The following is a 20,585-nucleotide window of genomic DNA, read 5'->3' as shown; positions in this document are numbered from 1 at the left end:
GGCACTCGACAACCAAATAGCCAGAATCTTTCGGGGTGTAGCGCAGTCGGCTAGCGCGCAGCGTTCGGGACGCTGAGGTCGGAGGTTCAAGTCCTCTCACCCCGACCAGATGACCCCCGCGCCTTCCTGGCAGCGATAGGTGGGTTGGATCAAGCGATGATACAGGAGCATCTCATGGAAACGAATGAGACGATCACACAGAGCCTGCTTACTGGCTCGTGTGACGGTCTTGTTCCGCTCGCGTCCCGATTGCGAGCGACCTGTGAGATGCCTTTTGTCATAGATCGCTGGTCAGGCCCTATCTATCCACGCGGTCGTTGTAGACGGCGCTAGGCAGAGCAAACGGCGCGGTGGCTCTTTCTTGCCCCGCTGAACCTTCGCCTCTCTGCCGTCGGCTCTGATGATAGGTCTCGAACGGCCAGAGGACAGAGAGGAAGGGTGTCATCACATGGCAGTGCTGGTTCTTAATGCGGCCCTGCAACCCCTCTCCGTAATCCCGGAGAGACGCCTGGTTGTCTTGCTCTCCAAACATAAAGTAGCCTTTGTGGATGAGCGGGTGCGGCGGCTGATTGAAGAGGCAATCAATGCAAGGCGTCTGAGTGTAGACGAGCCAGTCATTGTGCAGTTACTGGCAAATGTGCGCGTTCCCCGTATGGTTCTGCGCCCAACACGCGCAAATATCCTGCTACGTGACGAGGAAACGTGCCAGTATTGTGGTAAGCACTCGCGTGATCTCACGCTGGATCATGTCGTGCCTCGTTCACGAGGGGGCCAGAGCACCTGGGAGAACCTGGTGGCTTGCTGTCGGGCATGCAATGGCCGCAAAGGCAATCGCTTGCTCAAAGATGTGGGGATGCGACTGATCCACCAGCCGCGCCCTCTGGCGCAGGAATACGCGGGGTTCTTTCTGCTGCGCTACCCGAAGCTGCGCGAAGCATATGAGAGCTTCCTCACCAGCGCCCAGGTAGTGAAGGCAGCGTCGGCCTGATACGCCACGGTTTTTCTGGCGAGCCTTCGCTTGATGGCAGGGGTTTCGTCTCTCTTTCGCCCGATGAGCTACTGTATTCACTTGTTCGGCAGTGAAGCAGGGGGACAAGAGAGCCAGCGCGCTCCTGCCATCGGCATCTTTTCATTGCCGGTGGTCGGCTCAGATTCTTTGCTTCAGTTGGAGAACCTTTTAAGGCGCTCGAACGTTTGAGTAGAGAGAGGCAAGATGGGGTGGGCGGACAATGCAGTCCCGGAAAAGGCGAGGTAGCAACGTGTCTGTAATGTCAAAGCGTTTCCTCTGTTTGCATGGGCATTTCTATCAGCCTCCGCGCGAAGACCCTTTTACCGGCCAGATACCCGCAGAGCCAGGGGCCAGACCTTACGCCAATTTCAACGAGAAGATCATGGCGGAGTGCTATCGCCCCAATGCTGAAGCAGGCAATTTCGAGTATATCAGCTATGATCTGGGGCCAACGCTGGCAGGCTGGATAGAAACCTCTGCGCCCGATGTCTACGCGCGCATTATTGAGGCAGACCGCCGCAATGTGCAGCGAACGGGATATGGCAACGCGCTGGCTCAGGCATATAACCATACTATTTTGCCTCTGGCGACAATGCGAGATAAGCGGACCCAGGCTGCCTGGGGCGTGGCCGATTTTCAGCATCGCTTTGGCCGCGCGCCTGAAGGCATGTGGCTGGCCGAGACGGCGGTTGATCTGGCGAGCCTGGAAGCCCTGGCCGAGAGAGGCATCAAATATACGGTGCTGGCGCCCTGGCAGGCTTCAGAGGGGATTGACGTGACTGAACCTTATCTGGTTCGTCTGCCCAGCGGGCGCTCTATGACTGTGTTCTTCTACAATGCGCCTCTTTCGGGTGGGGTTTCTTTTGAGTGGGATATGACCAATAATGCTGATCTCTTCGCGGCAAGTTATTTGCCCCACCATCTGAACCGCTGGAAGGAAGAACATGGTGAGCCTCAGTTGATTACGGTGGCGACTGATGGAGAGTTGTATGGGCATCATAAGCCCTGGCGCGATCAATTCCTGGCGCATCTGGTGCGCAAGGGCGCGCCCGCTTACGGCTTTGAGGTCTGTTCGCTCAGCGCCTATTTCCACCGCTTTCCGGCGCGGCGCGAGGTGCGCCTGCAAACCCCTAGTTCCTGGAGCTGCCATCACGGCATTTTGCGCTGGGGGGATGGCTGCGGATGTACCGAGGGCGATTCCCGTTGGAAGCCAGCCCTCCGGCGGGCGCTGAGGCGCGTGGGCGAGCGCGGGGATGGTTTGTTTGAGGAGGAACTGGCGCAGACCATCGCCGACCCCTGGGCCGCGCGCAATGATTATCTGGCTCTTCGCCAGGGCTGGATGGCTCCAGAAGCCTTTTGGGAGCGGCATGGCAAAAAAGGTCATGCTTTCTGGCGCAAACAAAGCAATAAGGGGCGCTCGCCAAGAGATGAAGATGCGCTTCAGAGAACGATGCTTCTGCTGGAAGCGCAGTTTTACCAGCAGCGGATGTATACCAGCTGCGGCTTCTTCTTTGAAGACCTGGATCGCCTTGAACCGCGCAATGATATTGCTTTTGCCCGCCGGGCGATCAGCCTGTACTGGCAGGCTGCGCACATTGATTTGCAGAGCGGGTTCCTGGTTGATCTGGCAGAAGCTCGAAGCTGGAGGACGGGCCTGACCGGCGCTGATCTCTACCAGCAGCTTCCAGCAGTAGGCAGCGATCTTTTGCCAGCCACAGCGCAAGAGGCAGCGGCCAGCGCCGATTCAGCGGCGTAAAGCCCGCTGCGCTTCACATTCGGTCTCCTCCCCCTTTGCCTTCTTTTGCCAGCGATATGTTATGATGCAGGAGGGAACCCTGGCGCAGCCTGGCGAAAGCCGATCACGGCGCTGCGCTAAAGGAGAGGGCTGGCAGGCGCATGCGCATTGATGTCTTTACCTTGTTTCCAGGGATGTTTCGTGGGCCGTTTGAGGAAAGCATCCTCAAGCGAGCGCAGGAACAGGGGCTGCTTTCCCTGGCGCTGCATAATATCCGCGACGCCGCCACCGATAAGCACCATATTGTGGATGATTATCCCTACGGTGGCGGCGCGGGCATGGTCATGAAAGCCGAGCCGGTCTTTGCCGCAGTGGAGGCGGTTTACCAGGGCGGCCCCATCATTCTGCTAACACCCCAGGGCCGCCTCTTTACTCAGACGGATGCCCAGAGATTGGCGCAAGAGCCACGCCTGACCCTGATCTGTGGGCATTACGAGGGTATGGACGAGCGTATCCACGCCCACCTTGCTACCGATGAACTCTCCATTGGGGATTATGTCTTGACTGGTGGCGAACTGGCGGCAATGGTGGTCATTGATGCCGTCAGCCGTCTGGTTCCAGGTGTCCTGGGCGCGCCAGCTTCAGCGGTGGAAGAATCGCATAGCAGCGGGTTGCTGGAGTATCCGCACTATACGCGCCCGCCGGACTTTCGCGGCTGGCCGGTTCCGCCCATCCTGCTCAGCGGCAATCATGGGGCTATCGCTCGCTGGCGGCGCAAAGAGGCGCTGCGACGGACCCGCGCCCGCCGCCCCGATGTGCTGGCAAAAGCCGAATTGAGCAGATTTGATCTCAAACTGCTGGCAGAGATTGAAACCGAGGAAGCCGGAAATGAGCCAGGCCAGGGAGGGCCATAAATCCTTTCACCGCAGGCTAGCCAGAACATCTCCATTTGGATATACTATATTGGATATAATATAAGGGCCAGGATATATAATTACAGGAGAAAAATCAAGCATTGCCTGTGACCAGGGGCCAGAGCGCATTCCTGGGCAGAAATCGGTATAATGAGAGGGATAGCGCGCACAGACGATGAGCGCCTTCAGCCAGGATGGCTAGGAAGACGAGCAATCTCATTTAACAGGCACGCCGATCCGGCATACCGAATAAACGTTGGAAAAGGAAGGTATATCGCATGACCTACGTTATTACAGAACCTTGTGTTGATGTCAAAGACGCTTCGTGTGTGGATGTATGCCCGGTAGATTGCATTCACCCAACGGAGAGCGAGGACGGCTTTGCCGAAGTGAACATGCTCTATATCAATCCTGATGAGTGCATTGACTGCGGGGCTTGCGAGCCAGCCTGCCCGGTGAATGCGATCTACGAAGAGAGCGCCGTTCCAGAGCAGTGGCGGCAATATATCAAGATCAACGCCGATTTCTTCAAAAGCGCGTAGGTTCCAGCGAATCACTCGAAAGCAACCGCGCGATGGTCTGGCAGCCTGGACGAATGGCAAAATCGCTGCCCGCCAGGTAATAAGAGAACCATCGCGCGTTTTTCATACTCCTGGCTCTTCCCGATCCTCTGCGCTGCCGGAGTCAATGGCCCCGCCCGGTGTTACCAACGGAGATGCTCCCCAGTCCGGTGGGCCGCCTTCTTCAACCGAAAGGCTGGCGGGAATATCAGGCGCAGCGCCAAGAAAATCCCCTTCGGCGCGGCTGGCCGCCAGCCTGGCAGATTGCAATACATCTTTTGGGGAACTGAAACGCTTGCTATCGGGCAAACGAAGATAGAGTGACTGCGGGAAGCCTGGATAGGCGCTCTTGATGTCGTTGCGCGTCAGGCCATGTCTCCAATCCAGGTATGCAAGATTGGTAGCCAGCGTTCTGAGATCATCTGGTTGTTCCTGCTGATGCTGCATCGCGCGCCCCCTGAAGTTGTACGAGAAATCGCCTGCCTGACGGAGCCGCAAGAAGTATACCCGCTACAGCAATACGCTTGCTTTTAACCTCTGGTTGCCAGCATACGATCAAGCGCGATGCGCGCCCAATGGGCGATGTCTTCATCAACTTTGACCTGATTGATGATCTGACCATCCAGCAGCCCCTCCAGCACCCAGGCCAGGTAGGCTGGATGGATGCGATACATAGTAGCGCAGGGACAGATGACCGGATCAAGGCAGAAGATCGTCTGGTCGGGATGTTCGGCTGCCAATCGGTGGACCAGATTGATCTCGGTGCCGACGGCCCATTGCGTGCCTGCGGGCGCTTTTTCGATCTGCTGAATAATATATTCGGTTGAGCCGTTCAGATCGGCGGCGTCTACCACTTCGCGCCGACATTCGGGGTGAACGAGTACCCGGATGCCTGGATACTCCGCCCGCGCTTTGGCGATCTGCTCCACTGTGAAACGCTGATGGGTGGTGCAATAGCCTTTCCAGAGCAGGATGCGCGCCTGGCGAAGCTGCTCCTCATCCTCGATGCCGCCAAACAGTTCGCGCTGGTTCCAGACGACCATCTGCTCGTCGGGGATACCCATCTTGACGCCGGTATTACGCCCGAGATGCTCATCAGGGAAGAAGAGGACGCGCTGCCCCCGCGCAAACGCCCATTTCAAGACGGCCTCGGCATTCGAGGAGGTGCAGACAATGCCGCCGTTGCGCCCGCAGAAGGCTTTGAGGTTGGCCGCCGAGTTCATATAGGTGACGGGAATCACGCCCGCCAGTTCGCGGCCATCAGGACCACTCACCGGGTCCAGCACGCCCGCGCTTTCCAGCGAAGCCCAGCATTCTTCGACTTCGCCGATGTCGGCCATATCGGCCATCGAGCAGCCCGCCGCTGGATTGGGCAAAATCACCGTCTGATGGGGGCCGCTGAGAATGTCGGCGCTTTCAGCCATGAAATGGACGCCGCAGAACAGGATATAATCGGCCTCCGGGTGGGAAGCGGCAAATTGCGCCAGCTTGAAGGAGTCGCCGCGCGCATCGGCGTATTTGATGATCTCGTCGCGCTGATAGTGATGGCCCAGGATGATCAGCCGCGCGCCCAACTCCGCGCGGGCCTGGGCGATGCGGTGGTCAAGCTCTTCAGCGGACATGAGCGCGTACTCACGCGGGATGCTGTCTGCCCGCTCCGCGCCGGTATGGCGTGGGCGATGCAAAGCAGCCGCGCCGCCAGACCGTTCCTGGGCGCGCCATTCGGCGAGGACCGGCAGAATCCGTGTTTCCTGGCTTTCAGCGCATTGTGATTGAATTGCCATATTCGTCTACCTCCGCTGTGCTCTACTCGCTGCATTCCAGCGAGAGATCAAAGTTCGGCGCAGAGTGCGTCAGAGCGCCGAGGGAGATAAAATCAACTCCGGTAGCCGCAACGGCTGCCAGCCGCTCCGGGTCTGTTCCGATGCTGCCAGACGCTTCGATCAGGATACGCGCGTCGTATTGGCGTATCAGGGCGACGGCTTCGCGCTGCTGCCCAACACCCATGTTATCCAACAGAATGACATCGGCTCCGGCGGCCAGAGCCTCGCGCACCTGCTCCAGCGTTTCGCATTCCACCTCGATCTTCAGCAGGTGCGGCGCACCCTGCCGCGCGCCAGCGATGGCCGGGCCGACACCTCCAGCGGCGGCAATATGGTTGTCTTTAATCAAAATGCCGTCATCCAGGGCAAAGCGGTGGTTGCGCCCACCGCCCACGCGCACAGCATATTTTTCCAGGGCGCGCAGCCCCGGTGTGGTCTTGCGTGTGTCAATGATCGCCGCGCTCGCCCCAGCAATGGCGGCGACACAGCGGGCTGTGAGCGTCGCTATGCCGGACAGCCGCCCCAGGAAGTTCAACGCGGTGCGTTCTGCCGTCAGGATGCTGCGGGCGCTGCCCTCGATACGGGCCACCAGTGTGTCGGGCGCGACCTGTGTGCCGTCGTCTACCAACAATTCGATATGCAGCGACACATCAACGGCGTGAAAGACCGCAGCGGCAACTGCCAGCCCGGCGATCACTCCTGGCTGGCGGGCAATGATGGTTGCCGTCAGGGTACGCTCAGCCGGAACGGTACAGAGGGTGGTCACATCGCCAAAGCCAATATCTTCTTCCAGCGCCCGCGCAATCAGCGCAGAGTCAATCTGCAACCCCTCGCGGTTATACATGGCTGGCCTCCTGAATACACGCTGGCTCGCGCTCCGGTGGTAGAAGTGCGGCGTTGATCAGAAGGGTATGTCGTCCCGCAAGCGCGGGGTCCGTCGCTGGGTAGTCGTTGCGATAGTGGCTGCCGCGACTCTCGCGTCGCTGGCGGGCGGCGGTGATAATCAGTTGCGCAATCTGTAACATATTCGTGGTTTCATAGCCTGCCAATGCTCTACTGGTGCTGGCGTCAGGCCGCTGATCAACAGCGGCATTGCCCTCTGGCGTTTCGCCCGCCTGCATCTCGGTTGCAGCCTCCTCAATCAGCCGTTTGAGCGCCAGTGAAGCCTGCTGCATACCCTCCTCATCACGGTAGAGCGAGACATGCTCCCACATGATGCGCTGAAGCGCGCTCTGAATGCGCGCATCGGTGATAGGAGCGTGAGCAGTGATTGTGGTGGTTGATAACGTCTGGACTGAACTATGCTTGTCGGTGAAGAGGCGCGTTGCATCGGGCCAGGCTGAGGGCGTGTCAGCATCAGTTTCCGTTTGCACGCCGACATGCTTGCCGCCAACCAGCGTTTGTGTGATGGCTGCTGCGGCGCGGCGACCAAAGACCAATCCCTCTAGCAGCGAATTGCTGGCGAGCCGATTGGCTCCGTGAACGCCAGTACAGGCCACTTCGCCGATGGCATAGAGCCGGGGGAGCGTTGTACGCCCCCAGGTATCTACGGCAACGCCGCCCATAAAATAGTGCGCGGCGGGCGCGACTGGAATGAGGTCGCGTGCCAGATCAAGGCCGTGTTGGGCGCAGATGGCAGCAATCGTTGGGAAGCGGGCGCGCATGGCTTCGCCGGGAAGATGGCGCAGGTCCAGATAGGCGCTGGGCGCGCGCGCGCCAGCGCCTTCACGCAGCATCTCGCTCAGGATGGCGCGAGCCACAACATCGCGCGGCGCTAGCTCGGCATCGGGGTGATAGCGCGGCATGAAGCGTTCGCCAGCCTGGTTGCGCAGGTACGCGCCCTCACCGCGCACCGCTTCAGAGATCAAGAAAGCCGAGCCGCTGCCAGCGGGCGTGACCAGCACTGTAGGGTGAAATTGGGTGAACTCCAGATCGGCGAGCGCCGCGCCTGCTCTCCAGGCCAGCGCCAGGCCGTCCGCTGTTGCCAGCGGTGGATTGGAAGTGCGCAGCCAGAGGCGCCCCGCGCCTCCGTTCGCCAGGACCGTAGCCTGTGTCTGAAGCCGGAACCATCTGCCGGAATGGTCAAGCGCCAGAATGCCGCAGCACTGCCCGTCTTGCAAGAGCACCTCTTGCGCGAAAGCCTGCTCGTAGATGGTGATGTTGGCTCTTGCCCGCACAGCCGCGACCAGCGCGCGCTCAATCTCCGCGCCGGTGGCATCGCCGTGAGCGTGCAGAACCCGTCGTCGGCTATGGGCGGCCTCGTGGCCCATCATATACGTCTCAAAGGCGGTGGCTTCCTGGCGCTCGGAGAGAGTGGCGGCTGGGTGTTGGGCAGCATCCTTGCGATCAAACTCTGCGCCTGTGTTGATGAGCCAGCGCACAGCGTCTGGAGCTTGCTTTACCAGGAGGCGCACAGCGGTTTCGTCGCAGAGGCCCGCGCCCGCAATCAGCGTATCTCGCAGGTGCAGATCAGGGGAGTCATCGCTGCCCACAGCAGCGGCCAAACCGCCCTGGGCGTAGCGCGTGTTGCTCTCGCCCAGCGCGCCTTTGGTCAGCAGGACGATATGCAGCGAGGATGGAAGTGAGAGGGCGAGCGAGAGTCCGGCAACCCCTCCACCAATAACGGCAACATCGGCTTGCTGCTCGGCTCCCCACTCAGGTCTGGCGAATGTCATCCGACACTCCTACTCCTGGAAGGTTGAGAGGCTTTGAGCCAGCAACCCACGCTTGAGGCGGCCTCTCGCCAGTTTCTGGCGTTCTGGCGCTGAAGTTTGGTATCTTCCCGGAGCAGCCGGGACCACAAATCAGCGTTTCTCAATCAATGCATCGCTTTGAGTTGGTGTAACTTGTACACTTTCTTGGCTATGAGTATAGCGCGCGGAAGGGCAAGGTGTCAAGAGTACACTAAGTCAAACCGACGCCAAAAAGGAACTGATGCGGATGGGGCAAGGGCTTGCAAGAGTATGCCTACATCCGATAAGGGGGTAGCTCAAACGCGGGCGCGGGAGTACGGCGGCGCTCCAGGGCGCTTGTGCGTAGACGCGCCACGCTTTCTTCAGGAACCGCGCGCGCGCCAAGCTGGGTGGGATGAATGCCTGGCCCATGATAGTCGCTGCCGCCAGTGGGGATGAGATGATAATAATCAGCAAGGCTCTTCAGGTACTCTACTGTTTGGGCGTCGTATTCGCCGTAGTACACCTCGATACCGACCAGACCAGCTTCGCAGAGAGAGGGAAGCAGGTGTTCAAGCCCAGAGATTCCGGCTGGATGGGCCATCACCGGCAGGCCGTGTACGCTGTTGATGAGTTTGATGGCGTCGAGCGGCGCGAGCTTATAGCGCGGCACGTAGCCTGGGCCATTGCGTCCAAGATAGCGGTTGAAGGCATCGGCCACACTTGCGGCGTAGCCCCCCTCGACCAGAGCGGCGGCCACATGTGGGCGGCCAACGGTTCCTGCCGCCAGTTCCCGCACGCGCTCCCAGGTGATGTTGAGTCCGAGCGCCTGTAATTTCGCAACCATGCGCTGGGCGCGGGTCACGCGCATCTCGCGCAGCGTTTGCAGGGTTTGCTGGAAAGCGGCCTGCTGATACTCAAGAAAATAACCGAGTACATGCACCTCCGCGCCGGAGATGTCGGTATTGATCTCGATGCCGGGAATGACTTCAAGCTGTCGAGCTTGCCCGGCAGCCAGTGCAGGCTCCAGGCCGTTGGTCGTGTCGTGATCGGTGAGCGCGATGATTGATAGACCAGCTTCGCGGGCAAGCTTGATGAGTTCAGCCGGGGTATAGAGTCCATCAGAAGCGGTTGAATGGGTGTGAAGGTCAATCTTCATAGGCTCTCAATAAAGATGAGAGGGGCGTGCAAGACGCTCCTCTCATCTCTGTCTCTCTTCCTCTCTTCACGCCTATTTGGCATAGTCAACGGAGCGTGTTTCGCGCACTACGCAGATTTTAATCTGGCCCGGGTAATCCAGGTTTTCTTCGATCTTCCGCGCGATCTCGCTGGCAAGGCGCGCCGCCGCAAGCTCGTCAATCTCTTCAGGTTTGACGATGATGCGCACTTCGCGCCCCGCCTGAATGGCAAACGACTTTTCGACGCCAATGAAGGAATTGGCGATAGTCTCCAGGGCTTCGAGTCGCTTGATATAGAGATCAATGGTCTCGCGCCGCGCGCCGGGTCGGGCTGCTGAAATGGCATCGGCGGCCTGGACAATCGCCGCTTCCAGCGACTGTGGCTCGGCTTCGGTAGCGTGGTGCGCCACCATCGCGTGAATCACTTTGGGCGAGCGGTTATACCGACGGGCGATCTCGCCACCGATGATGGCATGTGGGCCTTCGACTTCCTGGTCAATGGCCTTGCCCATATCGTGGAGCAGCCCAGCCTCTTTACACACTTTCACGTCAGCGCCCAGTTCAGCGGCCATCGTTCCGGCCAGGACGGACACCTCGATAGAGTGGTTGAGGACGTTTTGCCCGTAGCTGGTGCGAAAATGCAGGCGGCCCAGGATTTTCACCAGTTCAGGCGGCAGCGCGTGAACGTTGGATTCCAGCAGGGCGCGGTCGCCCTCTTCGCGGATAATATTCTCGACATCCTGGCGCGCTTTGGCGACGACATCTTCGATGCGCGCTGGATGAATGCGCCCGTCCAGAATGAGTTTGGTGAGCGCGACTCGCGCCACCTCGCGGCGCACAGGATCGAAGCCCGAAAGGATAACGGCTTCAGGGGTGTCATCAATAATGAGGTCAACGCCGGTAGCTGCTTCAAGCGCCCGGATGTTGCGGCCCTCGCGTCCGATGATGCGGCCTTTCATCTCATCGTTCGGCAGGGGGACCACCGAAACGGTCACATCCGAGACCTGATCGGAGGCGCAGCGTTGAATAGCCAGGGTAATAATTTCGCGCGCTTTCTGCTCGGCCTCTTCGCGGGCAGTGGTTTCGATCTCATGTACGCGCCGCGCGGCATCCTTGCGCGCCTGTTCTTCGATGCTGGCTATCAAGAGGGCTTTGGCTTCTTCGGCGCTCAGGCCAGCAATTTGTTCCAATTCGGCAAGCTGCTGTCGCTTGACGGTTTCCAGTTCTTCACGAAGTTGATCAAGTTGGCGCTCTTTCGTGGCAAGTCCACGCTCGCGCCGTTCAAGGTTATCAGTTTTGCGTTCGAGCGTTTCCTCCTTCTGAAACAATCGCTGCTCTTGTCGTTTGATTTCGGCTCGTCGTTCGCGGTTCTCAGCTTCAATCGTAGTACGAAACTTGGCCGTTTCTTCTTTCGCTTCGCGCAGGACATCGCGTTGATGTTCCTGCACTTCCAGCAGTCGCCGCTCATATTCCTCTTGTTGGACACGCAGCTTCTGATTATATCGGTTCGTACCGCGAATGCCGCCGATATAAATCCCCAACAAGAGGCTCAATACTGCGAACGCGCCGGCTGGAATAAGTATCCAATCGGGAAGCAAGAGAGTCACCTCCGAATAAAAGGACAGAAAAAGGCCGCAAAGGCTCGAAAGGTTGGCATCGTACAATACATGGCATCACTTTCTGAAGTGAAACCTTCTCTTACTATATAGGAGCTACTTATACTGTGTCAAGCACGCGAAGATATATTCTAAGCCGTTTTGAGACAGGCGAGCAGACTTACTCGTTGGGCAACCTTCCTCTGGCAGCCCGATGCTATAATATGTGGGGCCTCGTGCGCCAGCTACATCAGGCCACTTGACGCGGCATTGCTCTTCCTAAAAACTGGCGCGCTGGGAGAGCGTTGAAACCCTCTAGCGGGAGGATTTTATGGCGGATGCTGTTGATTTGAGCGTGCCTCTCGGCCACCAGGAGCGCGCTGATTGGCTGAAGAGCATTATTCGGGATATTCCCGATTTCCCTACGCTGGGTATTTTGTTCCGCGATATTACGCCGCTGCTCAAGGATGTGCGTGCGTTCCGTGTCGCGCTGGAGGGGCTGGCGGAGCCATTTAAGGATGCAGGTATCGAGCAGGTGATCGGGGTCGAGTCGCGGGGCTTTATTTTTGGCGCGCCCCTGGCGCTCCTCCTGCATGCGGGTTTTGTGCCGGTGCGCAAGTTTGGAAAACTTCCTGCCGAGACTATCCATGTGGAATATGCGCTTGAATATGGCTCTAACACCGTGGAGATTCATACCGATGGCATCCAGCGAGGGCAGAAGGTGCTGGTGGTGGATGATCTGCTGGCGACTGGCGGCACCGTCGGCGCGGCGCTTGATCTGGTACAACGTTTAGGCGGTGATGTCGTGGGCATCGCCTTCCTCGTTGAACTTACGGCGTTGCAGGGCCGCCAGCGCCTTGCCGGGCAGAATATCTTCTCACTCATCCAGTATTAGGCGCTGGCGGCTTTTCTGCATGCTGGAATTGCTATTGGGGTAGCCAGCTTTTGCTTCAGACAGGCCAGCGAATGTCCCGTAAGAACGCGCGTAATAGAGCAGCGGTTGGAGGGAATCCTGCGCGGTTGTCTGTGAACCGCCCTCGACCTGCCCAACGATAATAGTATGGTCCCCACCGGGATACCTGGCGTAAACGCTGCACTCCAGGTGAACCAGCGCGCCAGGCAAAAGGGGCAAATGAAACGCCCCTTCGGTGAAGGGTGTCTCCCGATATTTAACAGCGCCTTTCATAGCGAAGAGCGCGGAGAGGCCGCTCTGCTCAGATGAAAGGAAGTTGATAGCAAACACGCTGCTTTCCAGAAAAGCCGGATGGCAATCTGCCGTGTGTTCCAGGCAGAACAGGACGAGCGGCGGCTCAAGCGAGACACTGCACACGGAGCTGGCGGTAAATCCCCAGATTTGCCCATCAGCCCCGCGTGTGGTAATGATGGTAACTGCCCCGGCAAGGTGCGCGAGGAGCGCCTTGAAGGTCTCCGGTGTGATAGCCATGATAGAGCTTACCTGCTTACTACTGCTTCTTATTTCCGAGGAAGGGCACGCCCCGCGCGGTCCGGCTCACGCCTGAATCTCGGCGGGTTGGGATTCCTGTCTGGCGGGCTTATCGCGGAAATGCGGCATGATTTCTTTTGCCATCAGTTCCTGATTGCGCAGCACCAGATAATCAGGAATCTCGCCGACCTGTCCTCCGGTGACGAGCATTCCGGCATGTAATTCATCAGTGTAAAACGAGAGTTTTTCGAGAACGGTATCAATGCCTCCCACAATGACGACACCATTCTCGATCAAATCCTTCAGCGTCGGCTTGGGGCGAGTCATAGCGCCGCTCTTTAGCACAGCCATGAGGCTGCGCTCGCTGATATAGCCTGGCGGGAAGTTAAACTCCGGGCGCACTTTCAACCCCCTGTCGAAGAGCCACATCATATACCGCTCAGCGTCTTTCATAGCCTGATCATCGGTCTCCGCGACCATCACCGGCACACAGAAGGCCAACTGCTCTGGCTGCGCCTCGTAGCCGTATTTCTCCTCGGCCACGCGGCGATAGAGTTCATAGGCCATCTTGCGCTGCTCCATTGGCATGAAGACGGTCATATAAGGATATTTGTATTTGGCGGCAAAGTCAATCGTTTCCATGCTGGCAGTGCCAGGCAGCCAGATAGGCGGATGCGGCTGTTGAATCGGGCGCGGCCAGATGTTGACGTAGCGGTAGTTGTAATGATCACCCTCGAAGGCGAAGGGGCCAGGGCGTGTCCACGCCTGGATAATCAGATCGTGCGCTTCGTTCATGCGCTCGCGGCTGAGCGTTGGATTGACGTTGTAGCTGAAATATTCCATACCTGTGCCACGCACGAAGCCGGAGATGATACGCCCGCCGCTGATGACATCGAGCATAGCAATTTCTTCAGCCACGCGCAGCGGGTCATCGTGCAGGGGCAGGGCGTTGCCCACAATGCCAATCCTGGCCCGCTTCACGCGCTGTGTCAGTACGGCGGCCATGATGTTGGGCGAGGGCATGGTGCCATAGGCGTTCTGGTGATGCTCGTTGACGATGACGCTGTCCCAGCCCAGCTTGTCGGCGCGCTCAATCTCGTTGAAATAGCGGTTATAGACCTCGTGGCCTTTCACCGGGTCGTAAATGGAGTTTGGGAGCGTGACCCAGGTGGAGTCATATTTCTCGTCGAAGTCCGCTGGCAGGTGCGGCCAGGGCATCAGGTGAAAGTAGTGAAATTGAAGCTTACCCATGCGCAGGTTCTCCTTGCTCTTGACGCAGCGCGCCAGTAATGCAGCGCCGACGATGGACGATCAAACTCTTCATAGCGGGCGCTAGCCATCGGAGAGCAAAAACGTGGTGATCTGCTCACTCCACTCGGCAGGCTTCTCGAACATCGGCATATGGCCGGTGCCCCGGAGCGTGATCAGCTTCGCCTCTGGAATCAACTGCTGGTAACGCTCGCCATAGGCGGCTGGAATCAGGCGATCAGTTTCGCCCCAGAGAATCAGGGTCGGGCATTGCACACGCTCCAATCTGCGCTCCAGCTTGGGGTCATAGTGCGGGTTCCAGGCCAGCGAGGCCAGGGTGGTGCGTTGGCGAAACTGATCTATGATGTAGTCAAAGTTCATCTCGGCTGGAATAAGCGGAGCGCCTGCGGAGGGGTCATCGAAGACGGTGGCAAAGAGTTCTTGCGGGTTCATGGCGAACAGGTTGGCAGTGGGCGACCCTTTGACACGAATGCCTGCCGCGTTGGAGAGGACCAGCTTGCTCACATGCTCCGGGAACCAGATAGCAACCTCAACAGCCATCCAGCCGCCCAGCGAGTGACCAACGAAGATCGCTTGCTTTAGCTCCAGCGTATCGAGCAGATCGCGGAAGTAGAGAATGTAGTCGCTCATATCGCGCATCCAGTCGGGACGCGGCGTCAGGCCAAAGCCGGGTATATCGGGCGCGATGAGATGGAAACGCTGAGCCAGCCTCTGGTGATACTCCAGCCAGAGATTGCCCAGACTGGTCCCATGCAGATAGAGCAGCGGCGGAGCGGTTGGCGACCCGCCCTCAAAGAGATGGGTTTCGATGCCGCGCACAGTGATGGTGCGCTCAATCCTTTCCCTGGAAACGGCAGTGTCAGAAGTGGGTGATGTCATCAGCGGCTCTCCTGCCTTCATATGAACAACTCCAGCGCCTGGCCGCGTATCGAGCAGATGCCGGATGCCTCGTACAAAGATTGTACTGCAACAATGGCTGACCAGACCAGCCTTTTATGCTGCTCCTTCATCTGGCTCGCCTTATGAAATCCACCACGATCTGAGCGAGTTCTGGTCCCTTATCTTCCTGAAGAAAATGGCCGCCGCCAATGATCGTCGTATGCGGCTGATCTTTCGCGCCGGGGATGAGTTTCTGGAAGAGTTGATCGGCTCCGCGCGTAACGGGGTCTGAGTCGCTGAAGGCGGTCAGGAAGGGTTTTTGCCAGCGGGCAAAGACCTCCCAGGCTTTGCGGTTAGCTGGCGCTGCCGGGTCATCTGGCCTGGTAGGCACAAGCATGGGGAACTGGCGCGCGCCCTCTTTATAGCGATCATCGGGGAACGGCGCGTCATAGGCCGCGATGACTTCCGGCGCGAGCTTGCTGACACACGCGCCCCTGACGATGCCCCCGGCGTGAAACTCAGGGACTTGCTGCGAGAATTGCTGCCAGCGCGTAAATGCTTCGCCCATCGGATGATCGCCGGTGGGAAGGCCGGTATTGGCTGCTACAATGCGCGCAAAGCGATCCTCGTGTTCGGCGGCCAGCCGCAGGCCGATCAGCCCGCCCCAGTCCTGGCCGACGAGCGTAATGCGCCTCAAATCAAGCTGCTCTAGCAGGCCGCGCATCCAATCAACATGGCGTTGATAGGTATAATCCTCGCGCTGGGCGGGCTTATCCGAGCGGCCAAAGCCCACCAGATCAGGGGCAATCGCTCGATAGCCTGCGGCGGTGATAATGGGGATCATCTTGCGATAGAGGTACGACCAGGAAGGCTCACCGTGCATGAGCAGCACCGGCTCAGCGTCGGCTGGCCCTTCATCAAGGTAGTGAATGCGCACTCCATTGACTTCGACATAGTGGGGCGCGAAGGGATAATCCGGCAAGTTGGCAAAGCGTTCGTCAGGGGTACGAAGCAGTTCCATGATCTTTTTCTCGCTCCTTGAACTCTGGTCTGAACGTTGACTCATAGAGAGTGCTTGCGCGAAGGAATGGTATCATTATATATAGCATAGCAGAAAGGATGGCATAGAGAGATGAACGCTGATATGGAGCTGCATCTTGCAGATGCTGTTGCCTATGTGCGCGGCAAGACCCCATTACAGCCGGAAGTCGCTGTTATTCTTGGCTCTGGCCTGGGAGTTCTGGCTGATGAGATTGAGGATGCTGTGCGGATTCCCTATGCCTCGATCCCCCATTTTCCTGTATCAACAGTGGCAGGCCATGCCGGAATGTTGGTTTTAGGGCGGCTGGCGCATCGCCGGGTCGTTGCTATGCAGGGCCGTATTCATCTCTACGAGGGGCGAACCCCGCAGGAATTGGCGTTTCCCATCCGTGTCTTGCGGGCGCTGGGGGCCGAAGCCCTGGTGGTGACAAATGCGGCAGGTGGTCTGAACCCGAACTTTCCGGCAGGGGCATTTATGGTGATCCGCGACCATATCTTTTTGCCTGGGATGGCGGGCCTGCACCCGTTGATCGGGCCGAACGACGAGCAGATTGGCCCCCGTTTTCCAGCAATGGCGGGAGCCTATGACCAGGGCTTGCGGTTTGTGGCAAAAGAGGTTGCGGAGCGCCTGCATATCCCCTTACACGAGGGGGTGTATGTGATGGTCACTGGCCCCAGCTATGAAACCGGGGCCGAACTGACCATGCTGCGGGCCTGGGGAGCCGATGCGGTTGGCATGTCTACGGCTCCAGAGGTGGTAATCGCCCGGCATGCGGGGATGCGAGTGCTGGGGATCAGTTGTATTACCAACGCCGCCACGCCAGGCACAGAAGAGCAGATCAATCACGCGGAAGTGCTTGCCACCGCGAAAGCCGTCCTGCCGCAATTTCTGGCATTGATGCGCGGGATCATCGAGGCGCTGCCCCCACTCTTGTGATGGGCCGCTGCGATTGAAGGCAAATAGCCAGATCTTCAGCGCCTGGATACACTTGCTGCTGGCTATTCATCAGGCGGTGTCGATCTGAGCCGCTTGAGCGACGCCGTTCGATGTTTGGCTTCCAGCCTGCGCGCGCGGCTTTCGACGGTGGGGCGCGTTGGCCTGCGCGGTGTTGGGACGCGCTGCCGCTCCTCCAGCCGCGCGGCCATGCGCACAAAAGCGGCTTCGCGGTTGGCTTGCTGAGAGTGGCGCTCGGTGGCTGTCACGATAATTCCGCTTGGGCGATGCGTGAGCCGCACGCCCGTTTCTACTTTATTGCGATGCTGCCCACCGGGGCCGCTGGCAATAAAATAGGTGATGTCACAGTCGCGCTCCAGGGAATCACGATCTGTTGGATATATCTCGGCCATACTGGCTCCTTTTGACGCAAGCTGATGATCGATGCGCAGCGCCCAGGGCGATTAGCTGGATTGGCGACGCTGGAAAAAAATATGCCCAAGCATCCTGTACACCAGCTTTGCGGCAAAAAAGTCTGGATGGTGTAGTCCGGCAATTGGAGCCAGTTCAACCACATCGAGTCCTACAACCTGCTTCTGCTCAGCAATCCGTTGAAAGGCGCGCAGAAAATCATACCATCCAATACCCCCTGGTTCCGGTGTACCCACCGCAGGCATGCAGGATGGGTCAAAGACATCCAGATCGACGGTGACATAGACGCGCGCCGGTAACTGGTCGAGCAAAGCACCAAGCTGCATTTCTGCAAATTGATGCGCCCAGACAATCTCCAGCGGTGGGCGCAGCTTGCGCATGTCAGTCACCTCTTCCGGGCTGATGCTGCGGATGCCCAGTTCCAACGCGCTGATGCCTGGGATTTCCAGGGCGCGGCGCATGGCGCAGGCGTGGCTGAGTGGAGTCCCCTCGTAGCTGAAGCGCATATCGGCGTGCGCGTCGAAGCTGATGAGGCCGAGCGGGGCAAAATCACCGATCTGTTGGACCGCGCGCAGGCAAGCCGGGGTAAGGGCGTGTTCCCCCCCCAGGGTGACTGGCAGCTGGCCGCGCGTGAGGACCGCTGCGACTGCTTGTTCCGTCACCTGGAGCGCCGCTTCCTGTGATAATCCCGCATAAGAGAGCGCCGGGTGGGTAGCAATGCCGACACTCATCGGTATCCAGTCGAGGATTTCGTCATAGAGTTCCATCTGTGTGGAAGCAGCGATGATAGCTGCCGGTCCCTGCTGTGTTCCCTGTCCATAGCAGACGGTATATTCGAGCGGCGCCGGGATAATCACTGCGGCAGCCGTTTCCGCGTTTCCCCAGGGTTCGGGCGGATCGCCAAATGATGTGATAGCCTGGTATGGCCCTGGAGGGTGCGAGTCCTGGTCAGTCATGCGCGTGCTTTCCGGTCTTCAGAAGGAGATTTATTGCCGCTGTCATAGCCACAGCAGGATCAGTATAGCACAACCAGCGCCGCCCTGTTGTTCCCCTCTAGCAGTTTGCCAGCAGCAGAAAGCCATGCTATAACAGAGATCGGTTTATCGAGTAATCCAATTGCAGGAGGATGGCTGTGACCTATCAGCAAGTGGCAGGGCGGGTCAGACTCCCTGCCGGAAAGACGGTTGCCGTTGGGTTGGGGGTTGACTTCGACGCTTTGTCTCTCTGGGATGGAACCTTCCATAACCTTTCGCCGGAATATCTCTCGCGCGGCGAGTTTGGGGCAGAGGTGGCAGCTCAGCGGTTGCTCAAGTTATTTGAGAAGCATCACATTAAAACGACATGGTGTATTCCTGGTCATACGGCTGATACGTTCCCCGACCCCTGTCGAGAGGTGGTCGCCGCCGGACACGAAGTTGCGCATCATGGCTATGCGCATGAGAACCCGACGCAGCTTGTTAGAGAGGACGAGCGACAGGTTCTCATGCGGGGCATGGACGCATTAGCTCGCATTGGGGTGAAGCCGCGCGGGTATCGGTCTCCTGGCTGGGATGTGAGCGCGCATACCCTGGGCTTGCTGGAAGAACTGGGCTTCACCTGGGATAGCAGCCTGATGGCGAACGATCTGCATCCGTATTACCCGCGTCAGGTAACACGGCCCTCCACGAAGAAACTTGGCGGTTATGAAGTGGCGGATGCGGCCAGCGTCTTCGGCCCGCCCGGTCGGGTGCTGGAGATTCCTGTGTCCTGGTATCTGGATGACTTTCCGGCGATGGAGTTTATCGCTCGAATCCAGGCAGGTTTGACGGCGGTGAGCCACCTTGAGGAGCGATGGCGCGCGATCTTCGATTACGCGGCCTCGGAAGAGGAGGGGTGCTGCTATACACTGACGATTCATCCGCAGACAAGTGGCCGGGCGCATATGCTGCCCATGCTTGACCGGCTGATCGCATATATGAAAGAGCGGGGAGCCGCTTTCATGACGCTGAGCGAGATCGCCGACGCCACAGAGATTCAGCGGCCTGGATAGCAGGTTACTGGCGCTGCTGGTAATTCCAGCCATTGTGCCTGGTCCGGCAGGGGGAATCACCACGCGCCTGACGAATGGGTCTCCCTTGCGAGCCTTGACCAATTGGCCGCTGTGTATCGGGAAATCCTGGCCCGGTTCGATAGCCTGTATAGCGGGTGATGAAATGTAGTATGCTCTTAATGAGAGTCGGAAAAGCAGGAAGATCTCTGATGCTGACGCGTGTAACCCGGCCTGGCGCTCACCCAGGACCAGGCAGGCGTTCTCAGGAGGGACGAAATGAGCTACGAAGCAATTCTGGTGAACCACGATACCCCGGTTGCTACCATCACGATGAACCGCCCGGAACGACGTAATGCCCTCTCGGTAGATATGATGAACGAGTTGGTTGACGCTTTCAAGACGCTGGGGAGGGAGAAGGAGGTCCGGTCCATCATTCTGGCGGCGAATGGTCCTGCGTTCTCGGCGGGTCACGATCTGCGTGAACTGGTTGGGGGTACGATCAATAATTACCGTTACGTGTTTGACGTGTGTACCGAATTGATGACGACCATACAGGCGATTCCGCAGCCGGTTGTTGCGCAGGTGCATCGCATCGCCACTGCGGCTGGATGTCAGCTTGTTGCAACCTGCGACCTGGCAGTTGCCGCTGAAGAAGCGCGCTTTGCCACGCCGGGCGTCAGGATTGGCCTCTTTTGCACGACGCCGATGGTTGCGCTGAGCCGCGCCGTTGGGCGTAAGCGCGCGCTGCAAATGCTATTGACTGGTGAGCTAGTCTCCGCGCAGACAGCCGCCGAATGGGGATTGGTCAATCAGGTGGTTCCCGCTGAAGAACTGGCAGGCGCGGCGCGCGCGCTGGCGCTCTCGATTGCTCAGGCCAGCCCGCTGACGGTGGCGCTGGGAAAGCAAGCGTTCTATAGCCAGATTGACCTGGACCAGCCCAAAGCCTATGCCTATGCTAAAGAGGTCATGAGCATGAATGCGCTGGCAGTGGATGCGCAGGAGGGCATGTGTGCCTTTCTGGAGAAGCGCGAACCAACCTGGGTGGGCAACTAGCCCGGCGGTTTGAGCAGC

At 58.7% G+C, this 20,585-nt stretch carries 20 protein-coding genes and 1 tRNA gene; 9 read left to right on the top strand and 12 right to left on the bottom strand.

Features of this window, described 5'->3' with window-relative positions; genetic code table 11:
• Window positions 1-31: 31 nt before the first annotated feature.
• The 5 genes from VH599_21800 to VH599_21780 all read left to right on the top strand — a co-directional run bounded on the left by VH599_21800 (window position 32) and on the right by VH599_21780 (window position 4,200).
• Window positions 32-108 (top strand) — tRNA-Pro (locus VH599_21800).
• 340 nt (window positions 109-448) lie between these two features.
• Window positions 449-988 (top strand): HNH endonuclease, encoded by a 540-nt coding sequence (locus tag VH599_21795; GenBank protein ID HEY7350958.1) that lies wholly within the window; start codon window positions 449-451, stop codon window positions 986-988.
• A 280-nt stretch (window positions 989-1,268) separates the two neighbouring features.
• Window positions 1,269-2,765, top strand: coding sequence for a DUF3536 domain-containing protein (locus tag VH599_21790; protein HEY7350957.1), 1,497 nt, complete (start codon window positions 1,269-1,271; stop codon window positions 2,763-2,765).
• A 140-nt stretch (window positions 2,766-2,905) separates the two neighbouring features.
• Window positions 2,906-3,658, top strand: a complete 753-nt coding sequence (gene trmD / locus VH599_21785; protein HEY7350956.1) for a tRNA (guanosine(37)-N1)-methyltransferase TrmD — start codon at window positions 2,906-2,908, stop codon at window positions 3,656-3,658.
• A 278-nt stretch (window positions 3,659-3,936) separates the two neighbouring features.
• Window positions 3,937-4,200 (top strand): ferredoxin family protein, encoded by a 264-nt coding sequence (locus tag VH599_21780; protein ID HEY7350955.1) that lies wholly within the window; start codon window positions 3,937-3,939, stop codon window positions 4,198-4,200.
• Window positions 4,201-4,302: 102 nt separating this feature from the next.
• Here VH599_21780 and VH599_21775 read toward each other — a convergent pair whose 3' ends face one another.
• From VH599_21775 to rny, 6 genes are all read right to left on the bottom strand, one after another.
• Window positions 4,303-4,665 carry a hypothetical protein gene (locus tag VH599_21775; protein ID HEY7350954.1) on the bottom strand — a complete coding sequence of 121 codons (363 nt, stop codon included), beginning with the start codon at window positions 4,663-4,665 and terminating at the stop codon, window positions 4,303-4,305.
• A gap of 83 nt (window positions 4,666-4,748) precedes the next feature.
• Complete coding sequence (gene nadA / locus VH599_21770) at window positions 4,749-6,002, bottom strand: quinolinate synthase NadA (GenBank protein HEY7350953.1); 1,254 nt, start codon at window positions 6,000-6,002, stop codon at window positions 4,749-4,751.
• A gap of 22 nt (window positions 6,003-6,024) precedes the next feature.
• The gene (nadC, locus tag VH599_21765) at window positions 6,025-6,885 is read right to left on the bottom strand and encodes a carboxylating nicotinate-nucleotide diphosphorylase (protein HEY7350952.1); all 861 of its coding nucleotides are present in this window, start codon (window positions 6,883-6,885) and stop codon (window positions 6,025-6,027) included.
• The gene (gene nadB, locus VH599_21760; protein ID HEY7350951.1) at window positions 6,878-8,716 is read right to left on the bottom strand and encodes an L-aspartate oxidase; all 1,839 of its coding nucleotides are present in this window, start codon (window positions 8,714-8,716) and stop codon (window positions 6,878-6,880) included. The genes nadC and nadB overlap by 8 nt, the downstream gene beginning before the upstream one ends.
• 292 nt (window positions 8,717-9,008) lie before the next feature.
• Entirely contained in the window at window positions 9,009-9,872 is an 864-nt protein-coding gene (locus VH599_21755) for a PHP domain-containing protein (protein ID HEY7350950.1), read from the bottom strand.
• A gap of 72 nt (window positions 9,873-9,944) precedes the next feature.
• Complete coding sequence (gene rny / locus VH599_21750) at window positions 9,945-11,498, bottom strand: ribonuclease Y (protein HEY7350949.1); 1,554 nt, start codon at window positions 11,496-11,498, stop codon at window positions 9,945-9,947.
• Between the two features lie 319 nt (window positions 11,499-11,817).
• Here rny and VH599_21745 point away from each other — a divergent pair, with 319 nt between their 5' ends.
• Window positions 11,818-12,381: an adenine phosphoribosyltransferase gene (locus VH599_21745; protein ID HEY7350948.1), complete on the top strand. Its 564-nt coding sequence runs from the start codon at window positions 11,818-11,820 to the stop codon at window positions 12,379-12,381.
• Here VH599_21745 and VH599_21740 read toward each other — a convergent pair.
• From VH599_21740 to VH599_21725, 4 genes are all read right to left on the bottom strand, one after another.
• The gene (locus tag VH599_21740; protein HEY7350947.1) at window positions 12,364-12,930 is read right to left on the bottom strand and encodes a flavin reductase family protein; all 567 of its coding nucleotides are present in this window, start codon (window positions 12,928-12,930) and stop codon (window positions 12,364-12,366) included. The two genes, VH599_21745 and VH599_21740, sit on opposite strands and share 18 nt — an antisense overlap.
• Window positions 12,931-12,996: 66 nt before the next feature.
• Complete coding sequence (locus VH599_21735; protein HEY7350946.1) at window positions 12,997-14,181, bottom strand: LLM class flavin-dependent oxidoreductase; 1,185 nt, start codon at window positions 14,179-14,181, stop codon at window positions 12,997-12,999.
• 81 nt (window positions 14,182-14,262) lie between these two features.
• Entirely contained in the window at window positions 14,263-15,078 is an 816-nt protein-coding gene (locus tag VH599_21730) for an alpha/beta hydrolase (GenBank protein ID HEY7350945.1), read from the bottom strand.
• A gap of 127 nt (window positions 15,079-15,205) precedes the next feature.
• Window positions 15,206-16,099 carry a haloalkane dehalogenase gene (locus VH599_21725; protein ID HEY7350944.1) on the bottom strand — a complete coding sequence of 298 codons (894 nt, stop codon included), beginning with the start codon at window positions 16,097-16,099 and terminating at the stop codon, window positions 15,206-15,208.
• A 111-nt stretch (window positions 16,100-16,210) separates the two neighbouring features.
• On the opposite strand from VH599_21725, the gene VH599_21720 reads away from it, so the two are divergent.
• Window positions 16,211-17,056: a purine-nucleoside phosphorylase gene (locus VH599_21720; GenBank protein ID HEY7350943.1), complete on the top strand. Its 846-nt coding sequence runs from the start codon at window positions 16,211-16,213 to the stop codon at window positions 17,054-17,056.
• A gap of 62 nt (window positions 17,057-17,118) precedes the next feature.
• Here VH599_21720 and VH599_21715 read toward each other — a convergent pair whose 3' ends face one another.
• Together VH599_21715 and speB are read right to left on the bottom strand one after the other, a co-directional pair.
• On the bottom strand, window positions 17,119-17,466 hold the full coding sequence (locus VH599_21715; GenBank protein HEY7350942.1) for a peptide chain release factor-like protein: 348 nt from the start codon (window positions 17,464-17,466) through the stop codon (window positions 17,119-17,121).
• Between the two features lie 51 nt (window positions 17,467-17,517).
• Window positions 17,518-18,441 (bottom strand): agmatinase, encoded by a 924-nt coding sequence (gene speB / locus VH599_21710; protein HEY7350941.1) that lies wholly within the window; start codon window positions 18,439-18,441, stop codon window positions 17,518-17,520.
• A gap of 176 nt (window positions 18,442-18,617) precedes the next feature.
• Here speB and VH599_21705 point away from each other — a divergent pair, with 176 nt between their 5' ends.
• Together VH599_21705 and VH599_21700 are read left to right on the top strand one after the other, a co-directional pair.
• Window positions 18,618-19,514 carry a polysaccharide deacetylase gene (locus VH599_21705; protein HEY7350940.1) on the top strand — a complete coding sequence of 299 codons (897 nt, stop codon included), beginning with the start codon at window positions 18,618-18,620 and terminating at the stop codon, window positions 19,512-19,514.
• 276 nt (window positions 19,515-19,790) lie between these two features.
• Window positions 19,791-20,567 (top strand): enoyl-CoA hydratase, encoded by a 777-nt coding sequence (locus tag VH599_21700; GenBank protein ID HEY7350939.1) that lies wholly within the window; start codon window positions 19,791-19,793, stop codon window positions 20,565-20,567.
• Window positions 20,568-20,585 lie beyond the last annotated feature (18 nt).

The organism is Ktedonobacterales bacterium (assembly GCA_036557285.1).
GTDB lineage: Bacteria > Chloroflexota > Ktedonobacteria > Ktedonobacterales > DATBGS01 > DATBHW01.
Note: the sequence above shows the minus strand (reverse complement) of the source record. Positions and strands in the feature narration are given on the sequence as shown.

Excerpts from the sequence above, each read along its gene's own strand:
- VH599_21715 (HEY7350942.1), bottom strand. The coding sequence starts at position 17,466 with ATGGCCGAGATATATCCAACAGATCGTGATTCCCTGGAGCGCGACTGT.
- VH599_21740 (HEY7350947.1), bottom strand. The coding sequence starts at position 12,930 with ATGGCTATCACACCGGAGACCTTCAAGGCGCTCCTCGCGCACCTTGCC.
- VH599_21790 (HEY7350957.1), top strand. The coding sequence starts at position 1,269 with ATGTCAAAGCGTTTCCTCTGTTTGCATGGGCATTTCTATCAGCCTCCG.
- nadC (HEY7350952.1), bottom strand. The coding sequence starts at position 6,885 with ATGTATAACCGCGAGGGGTTGCAGATTGACTCTGCGCTGATTGCGCGG.
- nadA (HEY7350953.1), bottom strand. The coding sequence starts at position 6,002 with ATGGCAATTCAATCACAATGCGCTGAAAGCCAGGAAACACGGATTCTG.
- VH599_21780 (HEY7350955.1), top strand. The coding sequence starts at position 3,937 with ATGACCTACGTTATTACAGAACCTTGTGTTGATGTCAAAGACGCTTCG.
- VH599_21720 (HEY7350943.1), top strand. The coding sequence starts at position 16,211 with ATGAACGCTGATATGGAGCTGCATCTTGCAGATGCTGTTGCCTATGTG.
- VH599_21700 (HEY7350939.1), top strand. The coding sequence starts at position 19,791 with ATGAGCTACGAAGCAATTCTGGTGAACCACGATACCCCGGTTGCTACC.
- VH599_21775 (HEY7350954.1), bottom strand. The coding sequence starts at position 4,665 with ATGCAGCATCAGCAGGAACAACCAGATGATCTCAGAACGCTGGCTACC.
- nadB (HEY7350951.1), bottom strand. The coding sequence starts at position 8,716 with ATGACATTCGCCAGACCTGAGTGGGGAGCCGAGCAGCAAGCCGATGTT.
- VH599_21745 (HEY7350948.1), top strand. The coding sequence starts at position 11,818 with ATGGCGGATGCTGTTGATTTGAGCGTGCCTCTCGGCCACCAGGAGCGC.
- trmD (HEY7350956.1), top strand. The coding sequence starts at position 2,906 with ATGCGCATTGATGTCTTTACCTTGTTTCCAGGGATGTTTCGTGGGCCG.
- VH599_21755 (HEY7350950.1), bottom strand. The coding sequence starts at position 9,872 with ATGAAGATTGACCTTCACACCCATTCAACCGCTTCTGATGGACTCTAT.
- VH599_21730 (HEY7350945.1), bottom strand. The coding sequence starts at position 15,078 with ATGACATCACCCACTTCTGACACTGCCGTTTCCAGGGAAAGGATTGAG.
- VH599_21725 (HEY7350944.1), bottom strand. The coding sequence starts at position 16,099 with ATGGAACTGCTTCGTACCCCTGACGAACGCTTTGCCAACTTGCCGGAT.
- speB (HEY7350941.1), bottom strand. The coding sequence starts at position 18,441 with ATGACTGACCAGGACTCGCACCCTCCAGGGCCATACCAGGCTATCACA.
- VH599_21795 (HEY7350958.1), top strand. The coding sequence starts at position 449 with ATGGCAGTGCTGGTTCTTAATGCGGCCCTGCAACCCCTCTCCGTAATC.
- VH599_21735 (HEY7350946.1), bottom strand. The coding sequence starts at position 14,181 with ATGGGTAAGCTTCAATTTCACTACTTTCACCTGATGCCCTGGCCGCAC.